Raw genomic sequence first — 18,702 nt, 5'->3', positions numbered from 1 at the left:
AATCGTCGATTTGCTTCGTCATGCGTCGAAGCCCGGATCGGTCCAGTCGAAGCCGCTGAGGTCGCTGAGCAGGTCGGTCCTGCGGCGTTCCGCGGCCCCGGGGCGGGGCCCGCGCTGCTCGCTGCGGCGCCACTCGTCGGGCGTGGCGCCGTACTCGCGGCGGAAGGCCCGGACGAACGTGTTGACGTCGCTGAACCCGGACGCCGCCGCGATCGCCGCCACCTGGCCGCGCCGCCCGGTGCGGAGCAGCCGCGCGGCGTGGCGCAGCCGCACCCGGCGCAGGTACGCCGCCGGTCCGGGCCCGAGGCGCGCGAACTGCGTCTCGAGGTGCCGGCGCGAGACCATGAACTCGCGGGCGACGTCCTCGACGGTCAGGCGGGGATCGGCGTGGTGCACGTCGATGAACCAGCGGGCGCTGGCCAAGATGGCGGCGCCGCTCATCAACGCCCGGGAGTGCTCGGAGTAGACCATCGGGTGCAGCGCGGCGTGGAGCAGCTCGAGCGCGAGCTCGTGCTGTTGCTCGAGCTGCTCCTGCGGCAGAGGGCGACGCATCGCCACCAGGCCGGAGAGGTAGCGGCGCAGCACGTTGAGCCCGGCGGCGCTCTTGGGGACCTCGCGGCTGGTGAGCCGGCCCAGCGTGTGGTTGCTGATCTCCAGGTACTGCCGGGGCAGGCGCAGGGCGAGCACCTCGTTGCCGTCGGAGAAGCGCAGGCTGTAGGGCTGGTCGCCGTCGAGGAGGAAACCGCCGCCCCCGGTGAACTGGGTGATCCGGCCGTCCTGGACCGTCGTACCGCTCCCCCGCAGGAACAGGCACAGCATCACGACCTCGCGCGGATCGGTCACCGTCGACCGGGCCGTGCGCGAGACGGTCACCCGGGTCGAGGCCACCTGGCTGATCGCGAGGTCGCCGACCAGCTGCTCGCGCATCGCGCCGCGGAAGCCGGGCTCGTCGGTGTCGACGCGCAGTGGCACGAAGGCGCCGGCGACCAGCTCCGCCCACGCGTCGCCTCCCGCGACGTCGAGCCGGGCGTGGTCCTCGGGCGGGTGCTCCTTCCTCACACTCGCGCCCAACGCAGCGCGGGGGGCGGGGATCGCAGAACGTCGACGACTGTTCGCAAATCGGCGATCTGAGGCGCATCTCAGACCGCTGCTGTCGCCGAACGCCCCGTGGGATCGGCGTTTTGCGCACGCCCGCCGGAGATCGCTGGTGAGGCCCGCCCCGGCGTCCCTAGGTTGCTAGCGACACCGGCGCCACGAGGAGAGCACCAGCATGCAGATGACGACCAGCCCGGTCCGGCGCCGGCATCGCCGCTCGCGACGGGCCCGGGCCCAGGTGGTGCTCGGTGCGGCGCTCGTCGTGCTCGCCTTCGCCGGTCCTGCCGTCCTGGCCGTCGTGCGCTAGCCGCACGCCCCCGAACCACGGCCGTCGCTCGCCCTGTCCCCATCATCGAGTCGGCCGTGAAGGGCCGGCGACCTGGCCCCACCCGGTCGCCGGCCCCGCCGGCCCCGTGTCCACCGCACCTGTCATCCCGGGTGCGCGGGCACGGGGTCTGGTCGCGTCCCGCCCCGCACCCGGCCCCCCACAGGCCGGGTCGCGGAGGCGGTCCGCGTCGCCGTCGGGTCTAGGGAGCGGACTGGCCCAGCGTGAGCACCGCCAGCACCCGCCGGTCCAGGTGCGGTGTCGGCGTCAGCTCGAGGGTGGCGAAGATCCGCGTGCAGAGCTCCTCGACGGCGACCGGATCCAGGTAGAGCTGGGCCGCGATCTGGTCGCGGCTCCTGCCGAGCGCGACGAGCTGGAGCACCTGGCGCTCGCGCCGGTCGAGCAGCGGCAGCCGGGTGGTCGCGGCGACGTACGTCGCGCCGAGGCTCATGCCGCGCCCCCACGTCGGGGAGAGGTGTGGCGGGCCCGCTCCGGGAGGAGGGTGGAAGAGCGGCGCGGGCCCGCCAGCCTGAGGACGTCGAGGTCGGCGCCGTCGCGCGCCTCGACGTTGCGGAGGATCTCGAGCACCCCGGACTCCGTACGACGCAGCCGGCGGTGCGCGTCGTGGAGCTGGTCCTCGCCCTGCGCGGCGTCGAGCTGGGCCTCGCACATGCGCAGCCAGCGGGCCCGGAGCGCGGCGACGAGACCGTCGGGTCCGTCGAAGTACCGCTGCCACTCCACGCGCCAGGGCACCGCGCCGCTCATGTCGGCGGCGGCGACCGCCTCGACCTCGCGGATGATGCGGAGGCGCTCGTGCGTCTCGGTCCAGCTCATAGGGGGTCCTTCCGGGACTGCGGACGGGGAAACCGCAGGTGGAAGGAGGAGCGGGGGCATGCGGCTCCTGATACCCGGAGATTCGATGTATCACGCCTGCTGGCCCGGGGGTCTGTTGTGCGGGACGATGCCCCCGTGACCGGTCCGCTCTCGATGCTCGTCCCCGCCGCGCGGGAAGGAGACCAGCATGCGTGGGACACGATCGTCGACCGCTTCCTGCCGCTCGTCGAGGCGATCGTCCGGCGCCACCGGCTCACCGAGGCCGACGGAGACGACGTCAGCCAGACGGTGTGGCTGCGGCTGGTCGAGCACCTCGGCGACCTGCGCGAGCCGGACGCGCTGCCGGGCTGGATCCGGACCACCACCCGCAACGAGTGCCTGCGCCTGCTCGCCGCCCGCGGCCGGGTCCGTCCGGTCGATCCCCAGGACGACGCGGGGCTCGACGCGGTCACCGAGGACACCACCGATGCCGGCCTGCTCGACGCCGAGCGCGTGCACGTGCTGGCCGAGGCGCTGGCCGAGCTGCCCGCGGCGCGGCGCGAGCTGCTCCTGCTGCTGCTCGCCGACCCGCCGGTCGCCTACGAGGAGATCAGCCGCCTGCTCGGCATGCCGATCGGCAGCATCGGGCCCACCCGGGCCCGCGCCCTGGACCAGCTGCGCCGGACCCGCGCCCTGCGCGGGCTCGGCCCCGACCTCGTGGGGAGGCTCGGATGAGTGAGCACGAGAACCTGAGCGACGACCAGCTGCTCGCGCTGCTGGGCCGGGCGCTGGCCGACGGGGCCGCCGTCCCCCAGCGCCGCCGGGACGCCGCCCGCGCGGCCTTCACCTGGCGTGCGGTCGACGCCGAGCTGGCGGCGCTGCTGCATGACTCGGCGCTCGACGCGGGGGCCGCGGTCCGCTCGTCGGACGCGGGTGCCGCAGGGCCGCGCACGCTGTCGTTCGAACAGGCCGGGCTGACCCTCGAGCTGGAGCACGACCTCGCCGGCGGCGAGCTGCTCGGCGAGGTCGTCGGTGAGCCGGGCGCCGTGGTCCGCCTGGAGCGGACGGACGCCGCGCCGGTGGCGGTGCGGGCCGACGTGTCCGGCTTCTTCCGGGTCGAGGGCGTCACGCTGGGACCGCTGCGGGTGGTGGTCGAGCGCGACGACCGCGTGCTCACCACGCCCTGGGTGACCCTCTGAGCCAGGCTCAGGTCAGCGGTCCCACGGTCGTGATGTGCCCGCCGCGCGGGTCGACCGACGGGGTGCCGGCCGCATGCACGGCGGCCCAGGCGGTCCGCGCGGGCTCGCCGGTCGCGCTCATCCGGGCCGCGACGAGCCCGGTGACGACGGGGGTCGCGAACGACGTACCGCTCCAGCGGGCGAGGCCGTCGAACTCCCGGACCTCGCCCAGGTGCGGTGGTTCGTAGCAGGTGTAGGTGCCCTGCGGGAACGCGTTGACCAGGTCGCGCCCGCGCGCGTAGACGTCGACCCAGGAGGGCCCGACGTTGGAGTAGTCCGAGACCGCGCCGTCGGGATCGACCGAGCCGACCGAGACCACCCACGGGAACGCCGCGGGCCAGAACCGGTCACTGCTGGCGTCGTTGCCGGCCGCGGCGATGACGAGCGTCTCCTCGCCGTCGTCGAGCCCGTGCGCCGCGGCCAGGATCTCGAAGGCGAGCAACGCGAAGTCGCGCCGGGTGTGGGTGCCCGCGGAGATGCTGATCAGCTGCGGGTGGTCGTCGTCGCGCAGCGCCTCGTCGAGCTGGGCGACGATGTCGGACTCGAACACCGCGCCGCCGTGGGTGAGCACGCCCTCGACCTCGATCCGGGTCCCGGGCGCCAGGCAGCGGACCACGCCCGCCACGAAGGTGCCGTGGCCGGCGTAGGGATGGATGTCGGCGGGGTCGACGACCTCCTGGTCGGCCGGGTCGGCGACGACCCCGTCGAGCCAGGGCGTGACCGGGCTGGTCACGGCCGGCATCCACATCCCGGTGTCGACCACCCCGACCCGGACGCCCTTGCCGATCGAGGGATCGCAGGAGGGCGGGGGGAAGACGGCGTCCGGCAGGTCCTTGCCGGCGATCGGCTCGGTGGCCGGGCACAGGGTGCCCGTCGGGGTCACGTAGACGACGTGGTCCGGCGTCACCAGGCCCGGGCCGAGGTCGCGGTCGAGCTCGTCGAGCGTGGCCAGGACGTCGTCGCGCCCGTCGAGCCGCTGGGGCAGCGCGACCAGGGTGAGCCCGGGCATCCGGGTCTCCTTGCGGACCAGGCCGCCGCGGAACTCCTTGCCCCGGGCGGCGAAGAACCGGTCGATGCGGGCGGCGTCCTTCTCGCGGACCAGCGCGTGCCCGGCCCGGAAGAGGTAGTGCGCCTCGTCGTCACGGGGCGGGACCGAGCCCTTGACCGGGCCGGTGCCGATCTTGTGCTTCATCGCCTTGCGGATGACGCCGACCTGGATGCGCAGCCGCTCGGCGTCCCGAGGGCTCAGGCGCGCTCCCGGCGCGGGGGGACGGACGGAATCGTTCATGGCCGCTCCTGTGGTCCGAGCCGGTGGTGCGGACTCCCGGCGGCGCTACCGTAGTGCCCGCTCCGCGGGCCGGACAAGGATGCGAGGTCGTCGATGGAGTCGGTGGAAGAGCTGCTCGGGCTCGCGAACGAGGACCCCGACGCGACGGTGCGCCGGGCCACGGCCCTGCTCGCCGGTACGTCGGACCCGAGGGCCCGCTCCTTCGCGCACCACGCGCTGGGCATCGTGCACCGCGACCGGGGCCGGATCCCCGAGGCGCTGGCGGCGCTACGCGCGGGGATCGCGGACGCCCGGCGGAGCGGAGATGCCGATCGGGAGCGGGACGTGCGGGCGACGTACGGCACCACCCTGGTGTTCGCGGGCCGGACCACCGCGGGTCTCGCCGACCTGACCCGCGCCTGCGCGGGGGCTCAGGGGGCGGTGGGCGCCCAGGTCCAGCTCCGGTACGGCGGCACGCTGGCCGTGGTCGGCCGGTTCGCCGACGCGCTGCCGGTGCTGACCGCCGCCCGCGACGGCGCCGCCGAGGCCGGGCTGCCGCTCTGGGAGGCGCGGGCCCGGATCTGGCTCGGGCACGTCCATCTCGCGCTCGGCCAGGTCGACCTCGCCGAGCGCGAGGTCGTCGCGGGGGAGCGGGTCCTGGCGGCCGAGGGGGCGGCCGTCGAGCGGCTCAAGGCCGTCGAGAACCTCGCCGAGATCGCCGGTGCGCGGGGCGACCTGGCGGCCTGCCTGCGGATCTACGGCGAGGTGCTGGCCGCCCACCGCGCGGCCGGGCGGCCCTCGCGCTTCGAGGCGGTCGCGCTCCACGCGGCCGCGTACCGCCGGGCGGGGCTGGCTCCCGAGGCGGCGCGGCTGCTGCGCGACTACGGGGCGAGCACGACGCTGGCGCCGCACGAGGACGCGCAGTTCCGGCTCGCGCTGGCCGAGGCGCTGCTCGCCGCCGGTGCGCCGGAGGAGGCGCTGGTCGAGGCGCGGGCCGCGCGGGACCGCTTCGTGCGGCAGGGCCGGACCTGGTTCGCGCTGCGAGCGCGGCTGGTCGCCCTCCAGGTCCGGGGTGGCCCGGCCGAGGCGCGCGCGGTCGCCGACGCGCTCGACGCGGAGGGGGCCGACGAGGCTCCGCTCGCGCTGACCCTGGCCGGACGGCTGGGGCCTGCCGACGCGCGGCACGGCGCGTGGGAGCGCGCCGCGGCGTACCGCCGGAACCCGAACGCGCTGGTGCGGGCGGGTGCCTGGCAGGCCCGGGCGCTGGACCGCGAGGCGTACGGCGACCGGGGCGGCGTGCTCCGCGCGGCCGCGGCGGGCCTCGACGCGCTCGACGAGCACCGGCGCCTGATCGGCTCGTCCGAGCTGCGCGCCCTGGCGACCGCCCACGGCCGCGAGCTGACCGCGCTCGCGCTGCGCCACGCGGCTCAAGACCCCCGCAGCCTGCTGCGCTGGAGCGAGCGGACCCGCGCCACCGCGCTGGCCCAGCCGCCTGCGACCTCCGACGCCGGGAGCACCTCCGCGGCGCTGGCCGCGCTGCGCGACAACGGCCGCCGGCTCACCGAGGCGCGGCGCGAGGGCGCCCCCGTCGAGGACCTGGAGCGCGAGCGGCGCCGCCTGGAGCGCGCGGTCCGGGCCGAGAGCCACCAACAGACGGCCGCGGCCGCGCGGCACCGGGGCGTGAGCGTCGACGAGGTCCTCGCCGCGACCGCCGCGGACGACACCTGCCTGGTCGAGCTCGTCGACGTCGACGGGGTGCTGCACGTCCTCGTCGCCCACCGCGGGACCGTACGGCGTCGCGTGGCCGGCGCCACCGCCGACGTCACCGCCCTCCTGGGCCCGGCCGGCATGCTGCTGCGCCGGGCCGCCCGCGGCCGCCCCGCCGACCCGGCCGCGATCGGCCGGCGGCTCGAGGAGGCGGTGCTCGGCGACGCGGTCCGGCTGCTGCCCGACGGTCCCGTCGTGCTCGCCCCGACCGCCCGCCTGCACGGGCTGGCCTGGTCGCTGCTGCCCGCGCTGGACGCCCGCCCGTTCGCGGTCGTCCCGTCCGCCGGTCAGTGGCTGCGGGCCCGGGCCGCGCGCCCGGGCGCGGGTGCGGACGTCGGCACCGTGCTCGTCGCCGGGCCCGACCTGGCCTCGGGCGGGGCCGAGGTGCCGGTCCTCGCCGCCCGCCACCCCGAGGCCGTGCTGCTCGACGGCGACCGGGCCACCGTGGAGGCCGTGCTCGCTCACCTCGACGGCGCCCGGCTGGCCCACCTCGCCACCCACGGACGGTTCCGCGCGGACAGCCCGCTGTTCTCCGCGCTCGACCTGGCGGACGGGCCGCTCACCGTGCACGACCTGGAGCGGCTCGCGCGGGCGCCGTACCGGGTGGTGCTGTCGGCGTGCGAGTCCGGCGTCCTGGCCCCGGTCGGCGCCGACGAGCTGCTCGGTCTCGCCGCGGCCCTGTTCGCGCTCGGCACCGCGGGCCTGGTCAGCAGCGTCGGCGAGGTCAACGACGCGGCCACGGCCGCGCTCATGGTCGACCTCCACGCGGCCCTGGCCGCCGGGAGCGACCCCGCGGCGGCGCTGCTCGCCGTGCGCCGTCGTACGGCGGGGGATGCGGTGGCCGCCGGCACGGCCGCGGCGTTCGTCGCGCTCGGGGTCTAGGGGAGCTCCCGTTCCGGACGCGGGCGCGCCCGCATCCTCGCCACTCCTAGAATCGGTGCCATGTCTGATCAGCCCAGCACCCCCCTCACCGCCCGGGAAGCCATCACGGCCGTCCAGGGGCACGAGGCCTGGGCGATCATCCGGCGCTCCACCCGGGCGGGCGACCGCGACACCGTCGGCGTCCTCGGCGGCACCCGCAGCATCGTCGAGTCGATCATGGACATCCCGCTCGAGACGGGGGTTCCGGAGCCGGGGCACATCTGCGACCGGCTGGTCGCCGTACCTTTCCGGCAGGTGTCCGAGCGCGGCTTCGACGCTCACGACGACGGTACGCCGCTCGTCGTCGTCGACGTCCAGGAGGAGCACGAGTTCTCCGTGGCCGACGTGGTCGCGGCGATCGACGAGGTCCCCGTCGAGTTCACCGAGCGTGGCGGCTTCGAGACCTCCGACGAGGAGTACGCCAAGATCGTCGCCTCGATCATCGACGAGGAGATCGGCCAGGGCGAGGGGGCGAACCTCGTCGTCGGCCGCAACTACCGCGCGGTGGTCGCCGACTGGAGCGCCGAGGTCGCGCTCACCGTCTACCGCCGGCTGCTCGAGCGCGAGCGCGGGGCGTACTGGACGTTCGTCTTCTTCACCGGCGACCGCTTCCTCATCGGCGCCTCGCCCGAGCGGCACGTCTCGGTGCACGGCGGCGACGTGCGGATGAACCCGATCTCCGGCACCTTCCACCTGCGCCCGCCCGCCGGCGACACCCGCAGCACCGAGGCGCGGATGCGCGAGTTCCTGCGCGACGAGAAGGAGATCTACGAGCTCTTCATGGTCGTCGACGAAGAGCTCAAGATGATGTGCGACATCTGCACCGAGGGCGGCCAGGTGCTCGGGCCGTTCCTCAAGCCGATGACCCACCTCATCCACACCGAGTACCTCCTCGCCGGTCGCACCACCCGCGACGTGCGCGAGGTCCTGCGCGACACCATGTACGCCGCCACGGTCACCGGCTCGCCCGTCGAGAACGCCTGCCGGCTCATCAAGCAGTACGAACCCGAGGGCCGCGGCTACTACGCCTCCGCGCTCGCCCTCTTCGGCCGCGACGCCGACGGCGCCCCCGTCGTCGACAGCCCGATCGTCATCCGTACCGCCGACGTCGCGCTCGACGGCAGCCTCAAGGTCACCGCGGGCGCCACCCTGGTGCGCGACTCGGACCCGGCGTACGAGGTGGCGGAGACGCACGCCAAGGCCGGCGGCATCCTCTCCGCCTTCGGCCTGGTGCCGCCCGCGCCGATCCCGACCACCGACGTCGCGACCCTCGTCGCCGACGAAGAGGTCCTCATCGCCCTCAACAGCCGCAACAACCGGCTCTCCGGCTTCTGGCTCGCCGACCAGGCGGGCACGCCGTCCGACCCGCGCCTGGCGGGCAAGAGCGCGGTCATCCTCGACGGCGAGGACGACTTCGTGAACATGCTGCGCCACATGCTCGCGCGGATGGGCATGACCAGCGCCGTCGTACGGCACGAGGACTATGCCGACGGCGTCCTCGACGGCTACGACCTCGTCATCGTCGGTCCCGGCCCGGGCGACCCCCGCGACGACGCCGACCCCAAGATGGCCCAGCTGCGCGCCGCCGTCTCCTGGCTGCTGGCCCACGAGAAGCCGTTCGTCGCGGTCTGCCTCGGCCACCAGGCGCTGTGCCACCAGCTCGGCATCCCGCTCGCCTACAAGGACATCGTCTTCCAGGGCACCCAGGCCTCGGTGCTGCTCGGTGGCCGCCCCGAGAAGGTCGGCTTCTACAACACCTTCGTCGGCCGGGTCGCGCCCGGCGACGAGCTGCCGCCCGGCGTGAGCGTCGACGCCGACGCGACCACCGGTGACGTGGACGCCCTCGCGGGCCCGCACTACCGGGGCGTGCAGTTCCACGCCGAGTCGATCCTCACCGAGCGGGGCTTCGACATCGTGCACGACCTGGTGTCCGCCGTCCTGCTGTGAGCCCCGGTTGAGCGCGCCGGACGTGGTGGTCGTCGACCACCACGACTCCTACACCTGGAACCTGGTGCACCTGGTCGCGGGCGTCACCGGCGTGCTGCCGACCGTCGTCCAGCACGACGAGGTCGCCGCGGACGACGTCCTGAGCCACGCGTATGTCGTCCTCTCGCCCGGCCCCGGTCACCCTGACGACGAGCGCGACTTCGCCGTCGGCCGGGCGGCGCTGGCCGCCGGGACCCGGCCGGTGCTGGGGGTCTGCCTGGGCATGCAAGGCATCGTCACCACGTACGGCGGCCGGGTCGCCCGCGTCGCGCCCGGCCACGGCGTCAGTGCCCGGGTCCGGCACGACGGGACGGGGCTGTTCGCGGGGGTGCCGTCGCCGTTCGAGGCGATCCGCTACCACTCGCTGGCGGCGGTCGAGCTGCCCGCGAGCCTGCGGGCGACGGCGGTCGACGAGCGCAGTGGGTTGACCATGGGCGTGGAACACGTGACGCTGCCGATCATGGGCGTGCAGTTCCACCCCGAGTCGGTGCTCACCGAGCACGGCGCTCGCCTCGTCGAGAACTTCCTCGGCCGATGGTGACCCAGGGCGACCCCGCCGAGGCGTTCGCCCGGATCCAGGCTCGGCACGACCGCTGCGTGTGGCTCGACGGTGGGGGTGCGCGGGACTGGTCGCGGCGCCGGTCGATCCTCGGCTGGCTCGACGACGACGACGTCTCGCTGACCTACGACGCCGCGCGGCGCGAGGTCACCCGGCACGCCGGGGGGCGGGCGGAGGTCGTCGGCGACGACCCGTTCGCCGTGCTGGAGGCCGAGCTCGCGGCCGGGAGCCCGACCGACCAGTGGTTCGGCTACTTCGGGTACGCCGCCCGCGCCGACCTCCCCGCCACGCCCGACCCGGACCTGCCGGACGCCGTGTGGTTGCGGCCCTCGCACCTGCGCGAGTACGAGCACCCGATCACCCCGCCCGCGACCAGCCTGGGGGCGGGGGGTGCGCCGCCACCGGTGGCCACGCCCGCGGCCTACGCCGCGGCGTTCGCGACGGTCCAGGAGCACCTGCACGCCGGCAACTCCTACGAGGTCAACCTGACCTACCGGACCCGGGCGAGCAGCCCGCTCAGCCCCGCGGCGGCGTACCTGCGGCTGCGGGCGCTCAACCCGGCGCCCTATGCGGGCTTCCTCCAGCACGACGTCGCGGGCGCCCGGGCCTGGCTGCTCAGCTCGTCGCCGGAGCGCTACGCCCTCGTCACCGACGACCGCACGCTGGAGACCAAGCCGATCAAGGGCACCACCGCGCGCGGCGCCACGCCGGCCGAGGACGCCGAGGCGCGCGAGCGGCTCGCGAGCGACCCGAAGTTCCGGGCCGAGAACCTGATGATCGTCGACCTGCTCCGCAACGACCTCGCGACGGTGTGCGACGTCGGGACGGTCGCCGTACCGGCGCTGATGGAGGTGGAGTCCTACGCCTCGGTCCACCAGCTCGTCTCGACGGTGCGCGGCCGGCTGCGCGACGACGTCACGACCGTCGGGGCGCTGCGCGCGCTCTTCCCGGCCGGATCGATGACGGGAGCGCCCAAGCTGCGCACGATGGAGATCATCGAGGAGGTCGAGGCGAGCCCGCGCGGGGCCTACTCCGGCGCGTTCGGCTGGATCTCCGGCGACGGCCGGGCCGACCTCGGCGTCATCATCCGGTCACTGGTGACGGCGGGCGGCTGCGACGAGTACGTGCTCGGCACCGGCGGCGGGATCACCGTCGCCAGCGACCTCGACGAGGAGCACGCCGAGACCGAGTGGAAGGCCGCCCGGCTGCTCCAGGCGATCAACCCCTAGGGCGTGTCTCCCAAGTCCGCGCCTGCTGCGCGGCGTTTGCGACTCGATCTGGCGGCTCGCGAGTGACGGGGTCGCAGACTCGACGGGCTCTGTTGTCGATGTGGCCCGCCTTCGCTGCTCCGCCTTGCCAGATCGGCCGCAAACGCCGCTCGCGACGGCGCGGTCTTGAGAGACACGCCCTAGAACCGCCAGCGCGTCGCGCCGTGCGGCTCCACCGTCTGCACGGCGTGCGCCGACGCCGCGACGAGCCGGAACACGTGCCACGGCGGTCCGCCCGCCGACTGTGCGCTGAAGGGCGCGGTGAGCGCCGGGCCGGGCTCGGCGGTGGGGTCGAGCTCGCACGGCCAGCCCTCGGCGTTCCAGAGCGCGGCCAGCTCGGTCAGGTCGGCAGGGTCGGTGACCAGCGCGGCGCGACCCTCGACGACGAGGTCGAGCTCGCGCAGGCTCAGCGCCAGGGTGCAGCGCGGGTCACGCGCGAGGTTGCGCCCGCGGCGCGTGCTCAGCCCGGTGACGAACCAGAAGGAAGCATCGCGCCACAGGCCGCCCACCGCGTTGGTGTGCGGGCTCCCGTCGGCGTTGAGGCTGGTCAGCCAGCAGGTGTGCCGGCCGGGGCCGGCGTCCACCGTGGCCTGGGCGTAGCCCGCGTCCACCAGGCCGGTGACCTCGGACCAGGCGATCGGCGGCGCGGCGTAGCGCTCCGCGAGGTTCAGGGTGTCCATGCCGGTACCGACCGCGGCCGGCCGGCCGACTCATCGCCGGGCTAGCCCGCGGACGGGCTCGGCTCCGGCGTCTTGCCGACCTCCTTGGCGTCGGCCTGGCGCGAGAGCAGGGTGAGTGTCTCCTCGACCGCGCGCACGATCCTGGCCTCGTCGTACGGCTTCGGGTCGACGACGTCGACCTGCTGGATGAGGACGCCGTTCTGGACGAACCCGGTGACGTAGAGCTGCTTCTTGGTGGCGTTGACGACGATCCGGGCGTCGTCGGCGGCGTCGATCTTGGGCCGGCGCACGTCGGCGTCGTCGCGCTGGCCCATCGTCTTCCAGGCGTCGTCGAGCGTGCCCGGGAAGAGGATGTAGTTGGCGGTGACGACCGGGTCGCCCGACTTCTCGTCCTCGGGCGTGAACCGGCACTCGGGCTTGGTCGGCGAGCCGGCGTGCTTGGTGGTGGCGACGCCGTACTGCCGCTGGACGAACGTCGTGTCGAGCGAGTCGCAGGGGTTCCACAACGCGGGGGTCGTGGTCGGCAGGTCCGGCTTGGGGCCGACCTTGTCGCCGCCGCAGGCCGCGAGGAGCAGGCCGAGCACGGCGACTCCCGCGAGCTGGAAGGGGACGGCGCTACGTCGTGACATGGGGGTTCTTCTCCCGTCCGGGGATGCGGAGCACGAGGCGTGCTCCGCCACTGGCGTTGGCGGTGGCGTGGACCGAGCCGGAGTGGCGCTCGGCGACCTGGCGCACGATGGCCAGGCCGAGGCCCGAGCCGGGCATCGTCCGGGCGTCCGGCGAGCGCCAGAACCGGTCGAAGATGCTCGCCCGGTCGTTCTCGGCGATGCCGGGGCCCTGGTCGTCGACGGTGAGCACCCCGTCGCTGAGGCGTACGTCGACCTGCCCGCCCTCGGGGCTCCACTTGGCGGCGTTGTCGAGCAGGTTGGTCACCGCCCGCTCCAACTCGGCGTCCTCGCCGATCACCCACCAGGAGCGGGTGAAGACCTCGAAGGTGATGCCGGGCGCTCGCCGGCGTACGCGCTGGACGGCGTGGTCGACGACGTCGGCGAGGTCGACCGGCTCGACCTGGATCGGGATCGGCTCGTCGCGGGCGAGCTCGGTGAGGTCGCCGATGAGCGTGGTGAGCTCCTCGATCTGGGCACGGACGTCGTCCAGGAGCTCGTCGCGCGCCTCGGGCGGCAGGCCCTCGAGCCCGCCGTCCCCGCGCGCGGTCATGGTGAGCAGGTCGATGTTGGTGCGCAGCGCCGTCAGCGGCGTCCGGAGCTCGTGGCTGGCGTCGGCCACGAGCTGGCGTTGTCGGACCCGGCTGGCGTCGAGCGCGATGAGGAGGTGGTTGAAGGCGGTCGAGAGGCGGGCGACCTCGTCGTCGCCCTCGACGGGCAGGGGGGTGAAGTCCTCGGTGCGGGCGATCTCCTCGACCGAGGCGCTGAGCCGGCGGACCGGGCGCAGGCCGTTGCTCGCGACCGCCCAACCGCCGAGGCCGGCCGCGAGGACGCCGAAGATGCCGAACGCGAGCGTCACCCAGCCGAGCCGGGCGAGCGTGCGGTCCTGGTCGGCCAGGGGCTGGGCGATGATCAGCGCGAGGCCGGCCTTGCTCCGGACCGGGACGGCGACCATCCGGTAGCGCGCGCCCGCGATGAGGATGGTGCGCAGGCTCTCGGACCGCTCGCCCTGCGCGACCGCCAGCTCCGCCTCGCCGAACTCGATGTCCGGGCCGCGGTCGAGGATCACCCGCGTGCCCTCGAAGTAGAGGAACGCGATCCGGACGTCGCCGGCGCCCAGCGCCCAGGGAGGAACCCCGGCGGCGCCGGCCTTGAGCAGGGTGTCGGACTTGGCCGCGCTCTGGGCCCGCGAGACCAGCGCGTCGTCCAGCGCCTGCTGCATCTGGACCCGCGCGGTGATGTAGGCGCCGACCGCGACCAGTGCCACCGACATCGCGACCGCGATGGTGGTCAGCCAGATGACCCGGCTCGCGAGGGAGCGGCGGTAGTGCCAGCGGCCGTCGACGCCGGGGCCGACCGCGAGACCCCAGCCGGTCATGACTCGGTCGCGCGCAGGACGTACCCGATGCCGCGGACGGTGTGGATCAGGCGCGTCTCGCCCTCGGCCTCGGTCTTGCGGCGCAGGTAGCCGACGTAGACCTCGAGGGAGTTGGCGGTGGTGGGGAAGTCGTAGCCCCACACCTCCTCGAGGATGAAGCTGCGGTCGAGCACCCGCCGGGGCCGGCGCAGGAACATCTCGAGCAGGGTGAACTCGGTCCGGGTCAGCTCGATGAGGCGGGTGCCGCGGCGGACCTCGCGGGTGGTGACGTTCATGGTGAGGTCGGCGAAGGAGAGGACCTCCTCCTCGGCGCCGTCCTCGATGGGCGTCACCCGGCGCAGCAGCGCGCGCAGCCGGGCCAGCAGCTCCTCGAGCGCGAAGGGCTTGGTCAGGTAGTCGTCGGCGCCGGCGTCGAGGCCCTCGACCCGGTCGCCGACGGCGTCGCGCGCGGTCAGCACCAGGATCGGGATGTCGTTGCCCGCGGCCCGCAGCGCGCGGGTCGCCTCGAGCCCGTCGAGCTTGGGCATCATCACGTCCATCACGACCACGTCGGGGGCCACGGCCCCGATGCCGGCCAGCGCCTCGGCGCCGTCGCCGGCCAGGTGCACGTCGTACCCGTTGAAGGCGAGGGAGCGCCGCAGCGACTCGCGCACGGCACGGTCGTCGTCGACGACGAGGACGCGGTGGGGCACGGGGGAGCGGCTGGACACGCCCCCATCATGGCCCAACCCCCTGAGTGCGGGCTGAGAGGTGCACGAAGTGTGCCGGTTGCTGGTTCGAGGTGCGGGGGTTGCACGGTGCAACCGGCGCACTTCGAGGGAGCAACCGGCGTACTTCGGCGGAGGGGGCAGGGTCAGAGGTAGCGCTGGGCGACCTTGGCCGCGCGGGCGCCGTACTGGCCCCCGAACAGGCAGGCGTGCACGAGGAGCGGGAACAGCTGGTGGAACCCGAGCCGCTCCTCCCAGCCATCGGCGAGCGGGGCGGCCTCGTCGTAGGCCGCCATCACCTGGGGCAGCTGGGGGAGTCCGAAGAGCGCCAGCATCGCCAGGTCGACCTCGCGGTGCCCGCCGTAGGCGGCCGGGTCGACGACGACGGCACGGTCGTCGTTGGTCCAGATGACGTTGCCGTTCCAGAGGTCGCCGTGCAGGCGCGCGGGCGCCTCGTCCGGTACGACGGCCGCGCCGCGCGCGACCGCCGCCTCGACGGTGGCGGCGTCCTCGGCCGAGACGATCCCCTTGTCGCGCAGCACCTTGAGGTAGGGCGCGATCCGCCGCTCGGCGTAGAACTCGGCCCAGGTCGGCAGCGTCCGGTTGGGCAGGGGCAGCCGGCCGATGTAGCCGTCGTCGGGAGCGCCGAAGGCGTCGGCGCCGCGGGCGTGGGTGGCCGCGAGGGCGCGGCCGAAGCGTCCGGCTCCCTCGGCGTGGGGGCGCCCTGCCTCGACCCACTCCAGGATCAGGCAGTCGTCGTCGACGGCGAGGACCTCGGGGGTCGCGACCCCGCCGTCGTCGGCGCCGTCGGCGAGCCAGCGCAGGCCGGCGGCCTCGGTCGCGAAGAACCGCGGCGGTGCATTGGTGAGCGTCTTGAGGAAGGCGGTCCGGCCGTTGGACAGCCGCAGCTTGACCGCCGTCGAGATGTCGCCGCCGGCCACGGGCGCGGTCGCCACCACGGCCGAGCCGAGCAGCTGTTCGGCCCTACCGGCGACGACCGGCTGCCGCGCCATCGGACCCCCTCGTCCTTCGTCGGATCAGGCCTGGGCCTGGCCCTTGAGGGCGCGCGGGATCTCGCGACCCTGCTCGATGGCGCGCTCGGGCGCCTTGACCTTCTTGAAGCTGCGCACCGCCAGGAAGACCAGGAGCGCGGCCAGGAGGACGTAGAAGCCGAACACGATGAGGAAGGCCCAGTGCAGGCTGAGGCCCTGGCCGTTCCAGTGGATGAAGTAGGCGATCGCCACCGACAGCATGATCACCGCGAGCACCAGCAGGAAGCCCGCCGCCGCGACCAGACCGAGCCCGACGCCACCGGCCGTCACGCTGACCTTGAGCTCGGCCTTGGCGAGCTGGATCTCCTTGCGCATGATCGTGGAGAAGTCGGTCTGCGCGTCCTTGATGAGGCGCCCGATGGTCGGCTCTTCGCGGAGCGGTTCGATGGCCATGGCGCCGACCTTACCGATTAGGGAGCGACTCCCGATACGATGGGCGGCAGGTGAGCCGGGAAGTCTGGTCGGCATGTGCATGCCCGACCCCACCTGACACCAGGAGCTCTCTGTGCCCGCAACCCCGCCCCCCTCCGACGACCTCTGGCGCCAAGGGCCGGTCTGGACCGCGAGCGACAAGCCCCTCGCCAAGTACGTCGGCCGCCCGGTGCGCGAGTTCCTCCGCATCGAGTCCGCGGGCTCGGTGCTGCTGCTCACGGCCACGATCGCCGCGCTGCTCTGGGTCAACCTGCCGTTCCACGGCTGGGCCGAGGGCTACGACCGGTTCTGGCACACCCCGATCGCGCTCGAGATCGGCAGCTGGCGGATCGAGGAGTCGCTCCAGCACTGGGTCAACGACGGCCTGATGACGATCTTCTTCTTCGTCGTGGGCCTGGAGATCAAGCACGAGATGGTCCACGGCGACCTGCGCGACCCGCGCACGGCTGCGCTGCCGATCGTCGCGGCCGTCGGCGGCATGGTCGTGCCCGCGCTGGTCTACGTCGTGATCGCCGGCGGTCCCGAGACGGGGGCCGGCTGGGGCATCCCGATGGCGACCGACATCGCGTTCGCGGTCGGCGTCCTCGGCCTGCTCGGGCGCCGGGTCCCGTCGGCGGCGCGCCTGTTCCTGCTCACCCTCGCGATCGTCGACGACATCGGGGCGATCCTGGTGATCGCCGTCTTCTACACCGCCGACGTCTCCTTCGTGTGGCTCGCCGTCGCGGTGGCCCTGATCGCGCTGATGGCGGTACTGCGCGCGCTGCGTGTCTGGGCGGTCCCCGTCTACGTCGTGATCGGCGTCGGCGCCTGGTTCGCGCTGCTCGAGTCCGGCGTGCACGCGACGCTCGCGGGCGTCGCGATCGGCCTGCTCACCCCGGCCGGGGCGCTGCTGCGGCCCGAGGTCGCCACCGACTACGCCGTCGACGGGCTGCGCGACAACGAGCTCGACGCCGACGAGCTGCGCCGGCTGCGCTTCCTCATCGGGGAGTCGGTGCCGATGGTGGAGCGGCTGCAGACCCGGCTCCACCCCCTGTCGGCGTACGTCGTGCTGCCGGTGTTCGCGCTCGCCAACGCCGGCGTCGCGCTCGGCGGCGGCGTCCTCGGCGACGCGCTCACCTCGACCGTCGGCCTCGGCATCGGCGCCGGACTGGTCCTCGGCAAGCCGCTCGGCATCGCGCTGGCCTGCTTCGTCGCGGTCCGGCTGGGCATCGCCCGGATGCCCGAGGGCACCGGCTGGCTCCAGGTCATCGGGGTCGGCGCGGTGGCCGGCATCGGGTTCACGGTCTCGCTGTTCATCGCCGGGCTGTCGTTCCCGGGCTCGCCCGTGCTCACCGACGACGCCAAGGTCGGGATCCTCGTCGCGTCGATGGTCGCCGCGGTCGTGGGTGTCGGGCTGCTGCTGCTCGCGGGGCGGGGACGCCCGGCCGCGGCGGAGGTCAGTCCGGCAGCACCTGAGCCGAGCCGAGCACCCGCTCCACGCTGATCCGTACGGCGACCCGCTCGGGGTTGGGCGTCGGCGTCCGGTAGCGGGCGGCGTACCGCTCGCAGGCCCGGGCGATCGACTCCTCGTCCTCGAGCACCTCGCCGGTGCCGACGAGCGATGCCCAGCGGCCGCGGTCGACCTGGGTGATCGTGAGGCGGGGGTCGCGCAGGATGTTGCGGACCTTCTGCGACCCGCGGCGCGTGATGATCCAGGCGCAGCCGAGGTCGGGGTCGAGCGTGGCGCCGACCGGGACGGCGTGCGGGGCACCGGAGCGGTCGAGCGTGCTCAGCGTGCAGAGGTGGTACTCGGACCAGAAGTCGGCGAGGGGCGCGGGCAGCGCGGACCAGTCGACGGGCGCGTAGGACGGCACGGGGCCACGCTACGCGGCACCCGCGAGGACCTCGCGCACGGCGTCCAGGTCGCCCTCCACCTCGACCGCGCCCCAGGCCTGGGCATCGGCCAGGGTGAGGGCCCCCGCGGCGAGACCGAGGAGCACGTGGGCCGAGGTGCGGACCGTGGCGTCGACCGCCCGCCCGTCGGCCGCCTCGACGGTGGGCCCGGACCGGCTGACCCGGAGCAGGAGGGGAGCGCCGTCGACGGCCAGCCCGATCGTCACCGTACGGCGGCCCCGGGCCCGCTCGCGCAGCAGCGCGGGCAGCGCGACGTGCAGCCAGCCCGGGTCGAAGTGGTCGGTACGGGGCCCCTCGACCATCAGCGGGGTCGACCAGCGGATCAGGGCCTCGATCGGCTCCCGCAGCTCGGCGCCCCACTCGGTGAGGGCGTAGGCGACCGCGTTGCCGTTGGCGGCCACCTCGCGTCGTACGACGCCGGCGGACTCGAGGTCGCGCAGCCGGTCGGCGAGCAGGTTGGTCGCGAGCCCGGGGAGGCCGGCGCGCAGGTCGCCGTACCGGGCCGGGCCGATGAGGAGCTGGCGCACGATGAGCAGGTTCCACCGGTCGCCGACCGTGTCGAGGGAGCGGGCGAGGCCGCAGAACTGACCGTAGCTCTTCACGGGCACCTACTTGTTTTTCTCAAGTGAGTCTGACAATTTCAAGTCTACTCCCGT

Annotated in this window: 20 protein-coding genes; 8 read left to right on the top strand and 12 right to left on the bottom strand. The window is 74.3% G+C overall.

Features of this window, described 5'->3' with window-relative positions; genetic code table 11:
* Nucleotides 1-18: 18 nt before the first annotated feature.
* Complete coding sequence (locus M0M48_RS22760) at nucleotides 19-1,059, bottom strand: AraC family transcriptional regulator (protein WP_257752865.1); 1,041 nt, start codon at nucleotides 1,057-1,059, stop codon at nucleotides 19-21.
* A 211-nt stretch (nucleotides 1,060-1,270) separates the two neighbouring features.
* Here M0M48_RS22760 and M0M48_RS22755 point away from each other — a divergent pair, with 211 nt between their 5' ends.
* Entirely contained in the window at nucleotides 1,271-1,402 is a 132-nt protein-coding gene (locus M0M48_RS22755) for a hypothetical protein (protein WP_257752864.1), read from the top strand.
* A gap of 220 nt (nucleotides 1,403-1,622) precedes the next feature.
* Here M0M48_RS22755 and M0M48_RS22750 read toward each other — a convergent pair whose 3' ends face one another.
* Together M0M48_RS22750 and M0M48_RS22745 are read right to left on the bottom strand one after the other, a co-directional pair.
* Nucleotides 1,623-1,871, bottom strand: a complete 249-nt coding sequence (locus M0M48_RS22750) for a LuxR C-terminal-related transcriptional regulator (RefSeq protein ID WP_257752863.1) — start codon at nucleotides 1,869-1,871, stop codon at nucleotides 1,623-1,625.
* Nucleotides 1,868-2,254, bottom strand: a complete 387-nt coding sequence (locus tag M0M48_RS22745; RefSeq protein ID WP_215812329.1) for a hypothetical protein — start codon at nucleotides 2,252-2,254, stop codon at nucleotides 1,868-1,870. The genes M0M48_RS22750 and M0M48_RS22745 overlap by 4 nt, the downstream gene beginning before the upstream one ends.
* Nucleotides 2,255-2,389: 135 nt before the next feature.
* Here M0M48_RS22745 and M0M48_RS22740 point away from each other — a divergent pair, with 135 nt between their 5' ends.
* Nucleotides 2,390-2,968, top strand: coding sequence for an RNA polymerase sigma factor (locus M0M48_RS22740; protein ID WP_215812330.1), 579 nt, complete (start codon nucleotides 2,390-2,392; stop codon nucleotides 2,966-2,968).
* Entirely contained in the window at nucleotides 2,965-3,432 is a 468-nt protein-coding gene (locus tag M0M48_RS22735; RefSeq protein WP_257752862.1) for a hypothetical protein, read from the top strand. Before M0M48_RS22740 ends, M0M48_RS22735 begins: the two co-directional genes overlap by 4 nt.
* Nucleotides 3,433-3,439: 7 nt before the next feature.
* Here the strand turns inward: M0M48_RS22735 and M0M48_RS22730 are convergent, their stop codons facing one another.
* A complete protein-coding gene (locus M0M48_RS22730; protein ID WP_257752861.1) occupies nucleotides 3,440-4,759 on the bottom strand; it encodes a S8 family peptidase in 1,320 nt (439 codons plus the stop codon).
* 93 nt (nucleotides 4,760-4,852) lie between these two features.
* Between M0M48_RS22730 and M0M48_RS22725 the strand changes: the two genes are divergently transcribed.
* From M0M48_RS22725 to M0M48_RS22710, 4 genes are read left to right on the top strand one after another with little or no spacing between them, the layout of a single operon-like run.
* Nucleotides 4,853-7,387 carry a CHAT domain-containing protein gene (locus M0M48_RS22725; protein ID WP_257752860.1) on the top strand — a complete coding sequence of 845 codons (2,535 nt, stop codon included), beginning with the start codon at nucleotides 4,853-4,855 and terminating at the stop codon, nucleotides 7,385-7,387.
* Between the two features lie 60 nt (nucleotides 7,388-7,447).
* Nucleotides 7,448-9,373: an anthranilate synthase family protein gene (locus tag M0M48_RS22720; RefSeq protein ID WP_257752859.1), complete on the top strand. Its 1,926-nt coding sequence runs from the start codon at nucleotides 7,448-7,450 to the stop codon at nucleotides 9,371-9,373.
* 7 nt (nucleotides 9,374-9,380) lie between these two features.
* Entirely contained in the window at nucleotides 9,381-9,953 is a 573-nt protein-coding gene (locus M0M48_RS22715; RefSeq protein WP_257752858.1) for an anthranilate synthase component II, read from the top strand.
* Nucleotides 9,947-11,200: an anthranilate synthase component I family protein gene (locus M0M48_RS22710; protein WP_257752857.1), complete on the top strand. Its 1,254-nt coding sequence runs from the start codon at nucleotides 9,947-9,949 to the stop codon at nucleotides 11,198-11,200. The genes M0M48_RS22715 and M0M48_RS22710 overlap by 7 nt, the downstream gene beginning before the upstream one ends.
* Before the next feature lie 179 nt (nucleotides 11,201-11,379).
* On the opposite strand, the gene M0M48_RS22705 is transcribed toward M0M48_RS22710, so the two are convergent.
* From M0M48_RS22705 to M0M48_RS22680, 6 genes are all read right to left on the bottom strand, one after another.
* Entirely contained in the window at nucleotides 11,380-11,919 is a 540-nt protein-coding gene (locus M0M48_RS22705; RefSeq protein ID WP_257752856.1) for a pyridoxamine 5'-phosphate oxidase family protein, read from the bottom strand.
* Nucleotides 11,920-11,960: 41 nt separating this feature from the next.
* A complete protein-coding gene (locus tag M0M48_RS22700) occupies nucleotides 11,961-12,548 on the bottom strand; it encodes a hypothetical protein (protein ID WP_215812338.1) in 588 nt (195 codons plus the stop codon).
* Nucleotides 12,535-13,962, bottom strand: a complete 1,428-nt coding sequence (locus M0M48_RS22695) for a sensor histidine kinase (protein WP_215812339.1) — start codon at nucleotides 13,960-13,962, stop codon at nucleotides 12,535-12,537. The genes M0M48_RS22700 and M0M48_RS22695 overlap by 14 nt, the downstream gene beginning before the upstream one ends.
* Nucleotides 13,959-14,672, bottom strand: coding sequence for a response regulator transcription factor (locus M0M48_RS22690; protein WP_308220337.1), 714 nt, complete (start codon nucleotides 14,670-14,672; stop codon nucleotides 13,959-13,961). Before M0M48_RS22690 ends, M0M48_RS22695 begins: the two co-directional genes overlap by 4 nt.
* 143 nt (nucleotides 14,673-14,815) lie before the next feature.
* Nucleotides 14,816-15,682 (bottom strand): fructosamine kinase family protein, encoded by an 867-nt coding sequence (locus M0M48_RS22685; RefSeq protein ID WP_215812340.1) that lies wholly within the window; start codon nucleotides 15,680-15,682, stop codon nucleotides 14,816-14,818.
* A gap of 24 nt (nucleotides 15,683-15,706) precedes the next feature.
* Nucleotides 15,707-16,114, bottom strand: a complete 408-nt coding sequence (locus tag M0M48_RS22680) for a phage holin family protein (RefSeq protein ID WP_215812341.1) — start codon at nucleotides 16,112-16,114, stop codon at nucleotides 15,707-15,709.
* Between the two features lie 112 nt (nucleotides 16,115-16,226).
* On the opposite strand from M0M48_RS22680, the gene nhaA reads away from it, so the two are divergent.
* A complete protein-coding gene (nhaA, locus tag M0M48_RS22675; protein WP_257752855.1) occupies nucleotides 16,227-17,636 on the top strand; it encodes a Na+/H+ antiporter NhaA in 1,410 nt (469 codons plus the stop codon).
* Here nhaA and M0M48_RS22670 read toward each other — a convergent pair.
* Both M0M48_RS22670 and M0M48_RS22665 read right to left on the bottom strand, forming a co-directional pair.
* Complete coding sequence (locus M0M48_RS22670) at nucleotides 17,590-18,006, bottom strand: pyridoxamine 5'-phosphate oxidase family protein (RefSeq protein ID WP_215812343.1); 417 nt, start codon at nucleotides 18,004-18,006, stop codon at nucleotides 17,590-17,592. The two genes, nhaA and M0M48_RS22670, sit on opposite strands and share 47 nt — an antisense overlap.
* A gap of 9 nt (nucleotides 18,007-18,015) precedes the next feature.
* A complete protein-coding gene (locus M0M48_RS22665; RefSeq protein WP_257752854.1) occupies nucleotides 18,016-18,648 on the bottom strand; it encodes a winged helix-turn-helix transcriptional regulator in 633 nt (210 codons plus the stop codon).
* Nucleotides 18,649-18,702 lie beyond the last annotated feature (54 nt).

This window comes from Pimelobacter simplex (assembly GCF_024662235.1).
Classification (GTDB): domain Bacteria; phylum Actinomycetota; class Actinomycetes; order Propionibacteriales; family Nocardioidaceae; genus Nocardioides.
Note: the sequence above shows the minus strand (reverse complement) of the source record. Positions and strands in the feature narration are given on the sequence as shown.

Excerpts from the sequence above, each read along its gene's own strand:
- M0M48_RS22755 (WP_257752864.1), top strand. The coding sequence starts at position 1,271 with ATGCAGATGACGACCAGCCCGGTCCGGCGCCGGCATCGCCGCTCGCGA.
- M0M48_RS22750 (WP_257752863.1), bottom strand. The coding sequence starts at position 1,871 with ATGAGCCTCGGCGCGACGTACGTCGCCGCGACCACCCGGCTGCCGCTG.
- M0M48_RS22745 (WP_215812329.1), bottom strand. The coding sequence starts at position 2,254 with ATGAGCTGGACCGAGACGCACGAGCGCCTCCGCATCATCCGCGAGGTC.
- M0M48_RS22735 (WP_257752862.1), top strand. The coding sequence starts at position 2,965 with ATGAGTGAGCACGAGAACCTGAGCGACGACCAGCTGCTCGCGCTGCTG.
- M0M48_RS22730 (WP_257752861.1), bottom strand. The coding sequence starts at position 4,759 with ATGAACGATTCCGTCCGTCCCCCCGCGCCGGGAGCGCGCCTGAGCCCT.
- M0M48_RS22725 (WP_257752860.1), top strand. The coding sequence starts at position 4,853 with ATGGAGTCGGTGGAAGAGCTGCTCGGGCTCGCGAACGAGGACCCCGAC.
- M0M48_RS22720 (WP_257752859.1), top strand. The coding sequence starts at position 7,448 with ATGTCTGATCAGCCCAGCACCCCCCTCACCGCCCGGGAAGCCATCACG.
- M0M48_RS22710 (WP_257752857.1), top strand. The coding sequence starts at position 9,947 with ATGGTGACCCAGGGCGACCCCGCCGAGGCGTTCGCCCGGATCCAGGCT.
- M0M48_RS22705 (WP_257752856.1), bottom strand. The coding sequence starts at position 11,919 with ATGGACACCCTGAACCTCGCGGAGCGCTACGCCGCGCCGCCGATCGCC.
- M0M48_RS22700 (WP_215812338.1), bottom strand. The coding sequence starts at position 12,548 with ATGTCACGACGTAGCGCCGTCCCCTTCCAGCTCGCGGGAGTCGCCGTG.
- M0M48_RS22695 (WP_215812339.1), bottom strand. The coding sequence starts at position 13,962 with ATGACCGGCTGGGGTCTCGCGGTCGGCCCCGGCGTCGACGGCCGCTGG.
- M0M48_RS22685 (WP_215812340.1), bottom strand. The coding sequence starts at position 15,682 with ATGGCGCGGCAGCCGGTCGTCGCCGGTAGGGCCGAACAGCTGCTCGGC.
- M0M48_RS22680 (WP_215812341.1), bottom strand. The coding sequence starts at position 16,114 with ATGGCCATCGAACCGCTCCGCGAAGAGCCGACCATCGGGCGCCTCATC.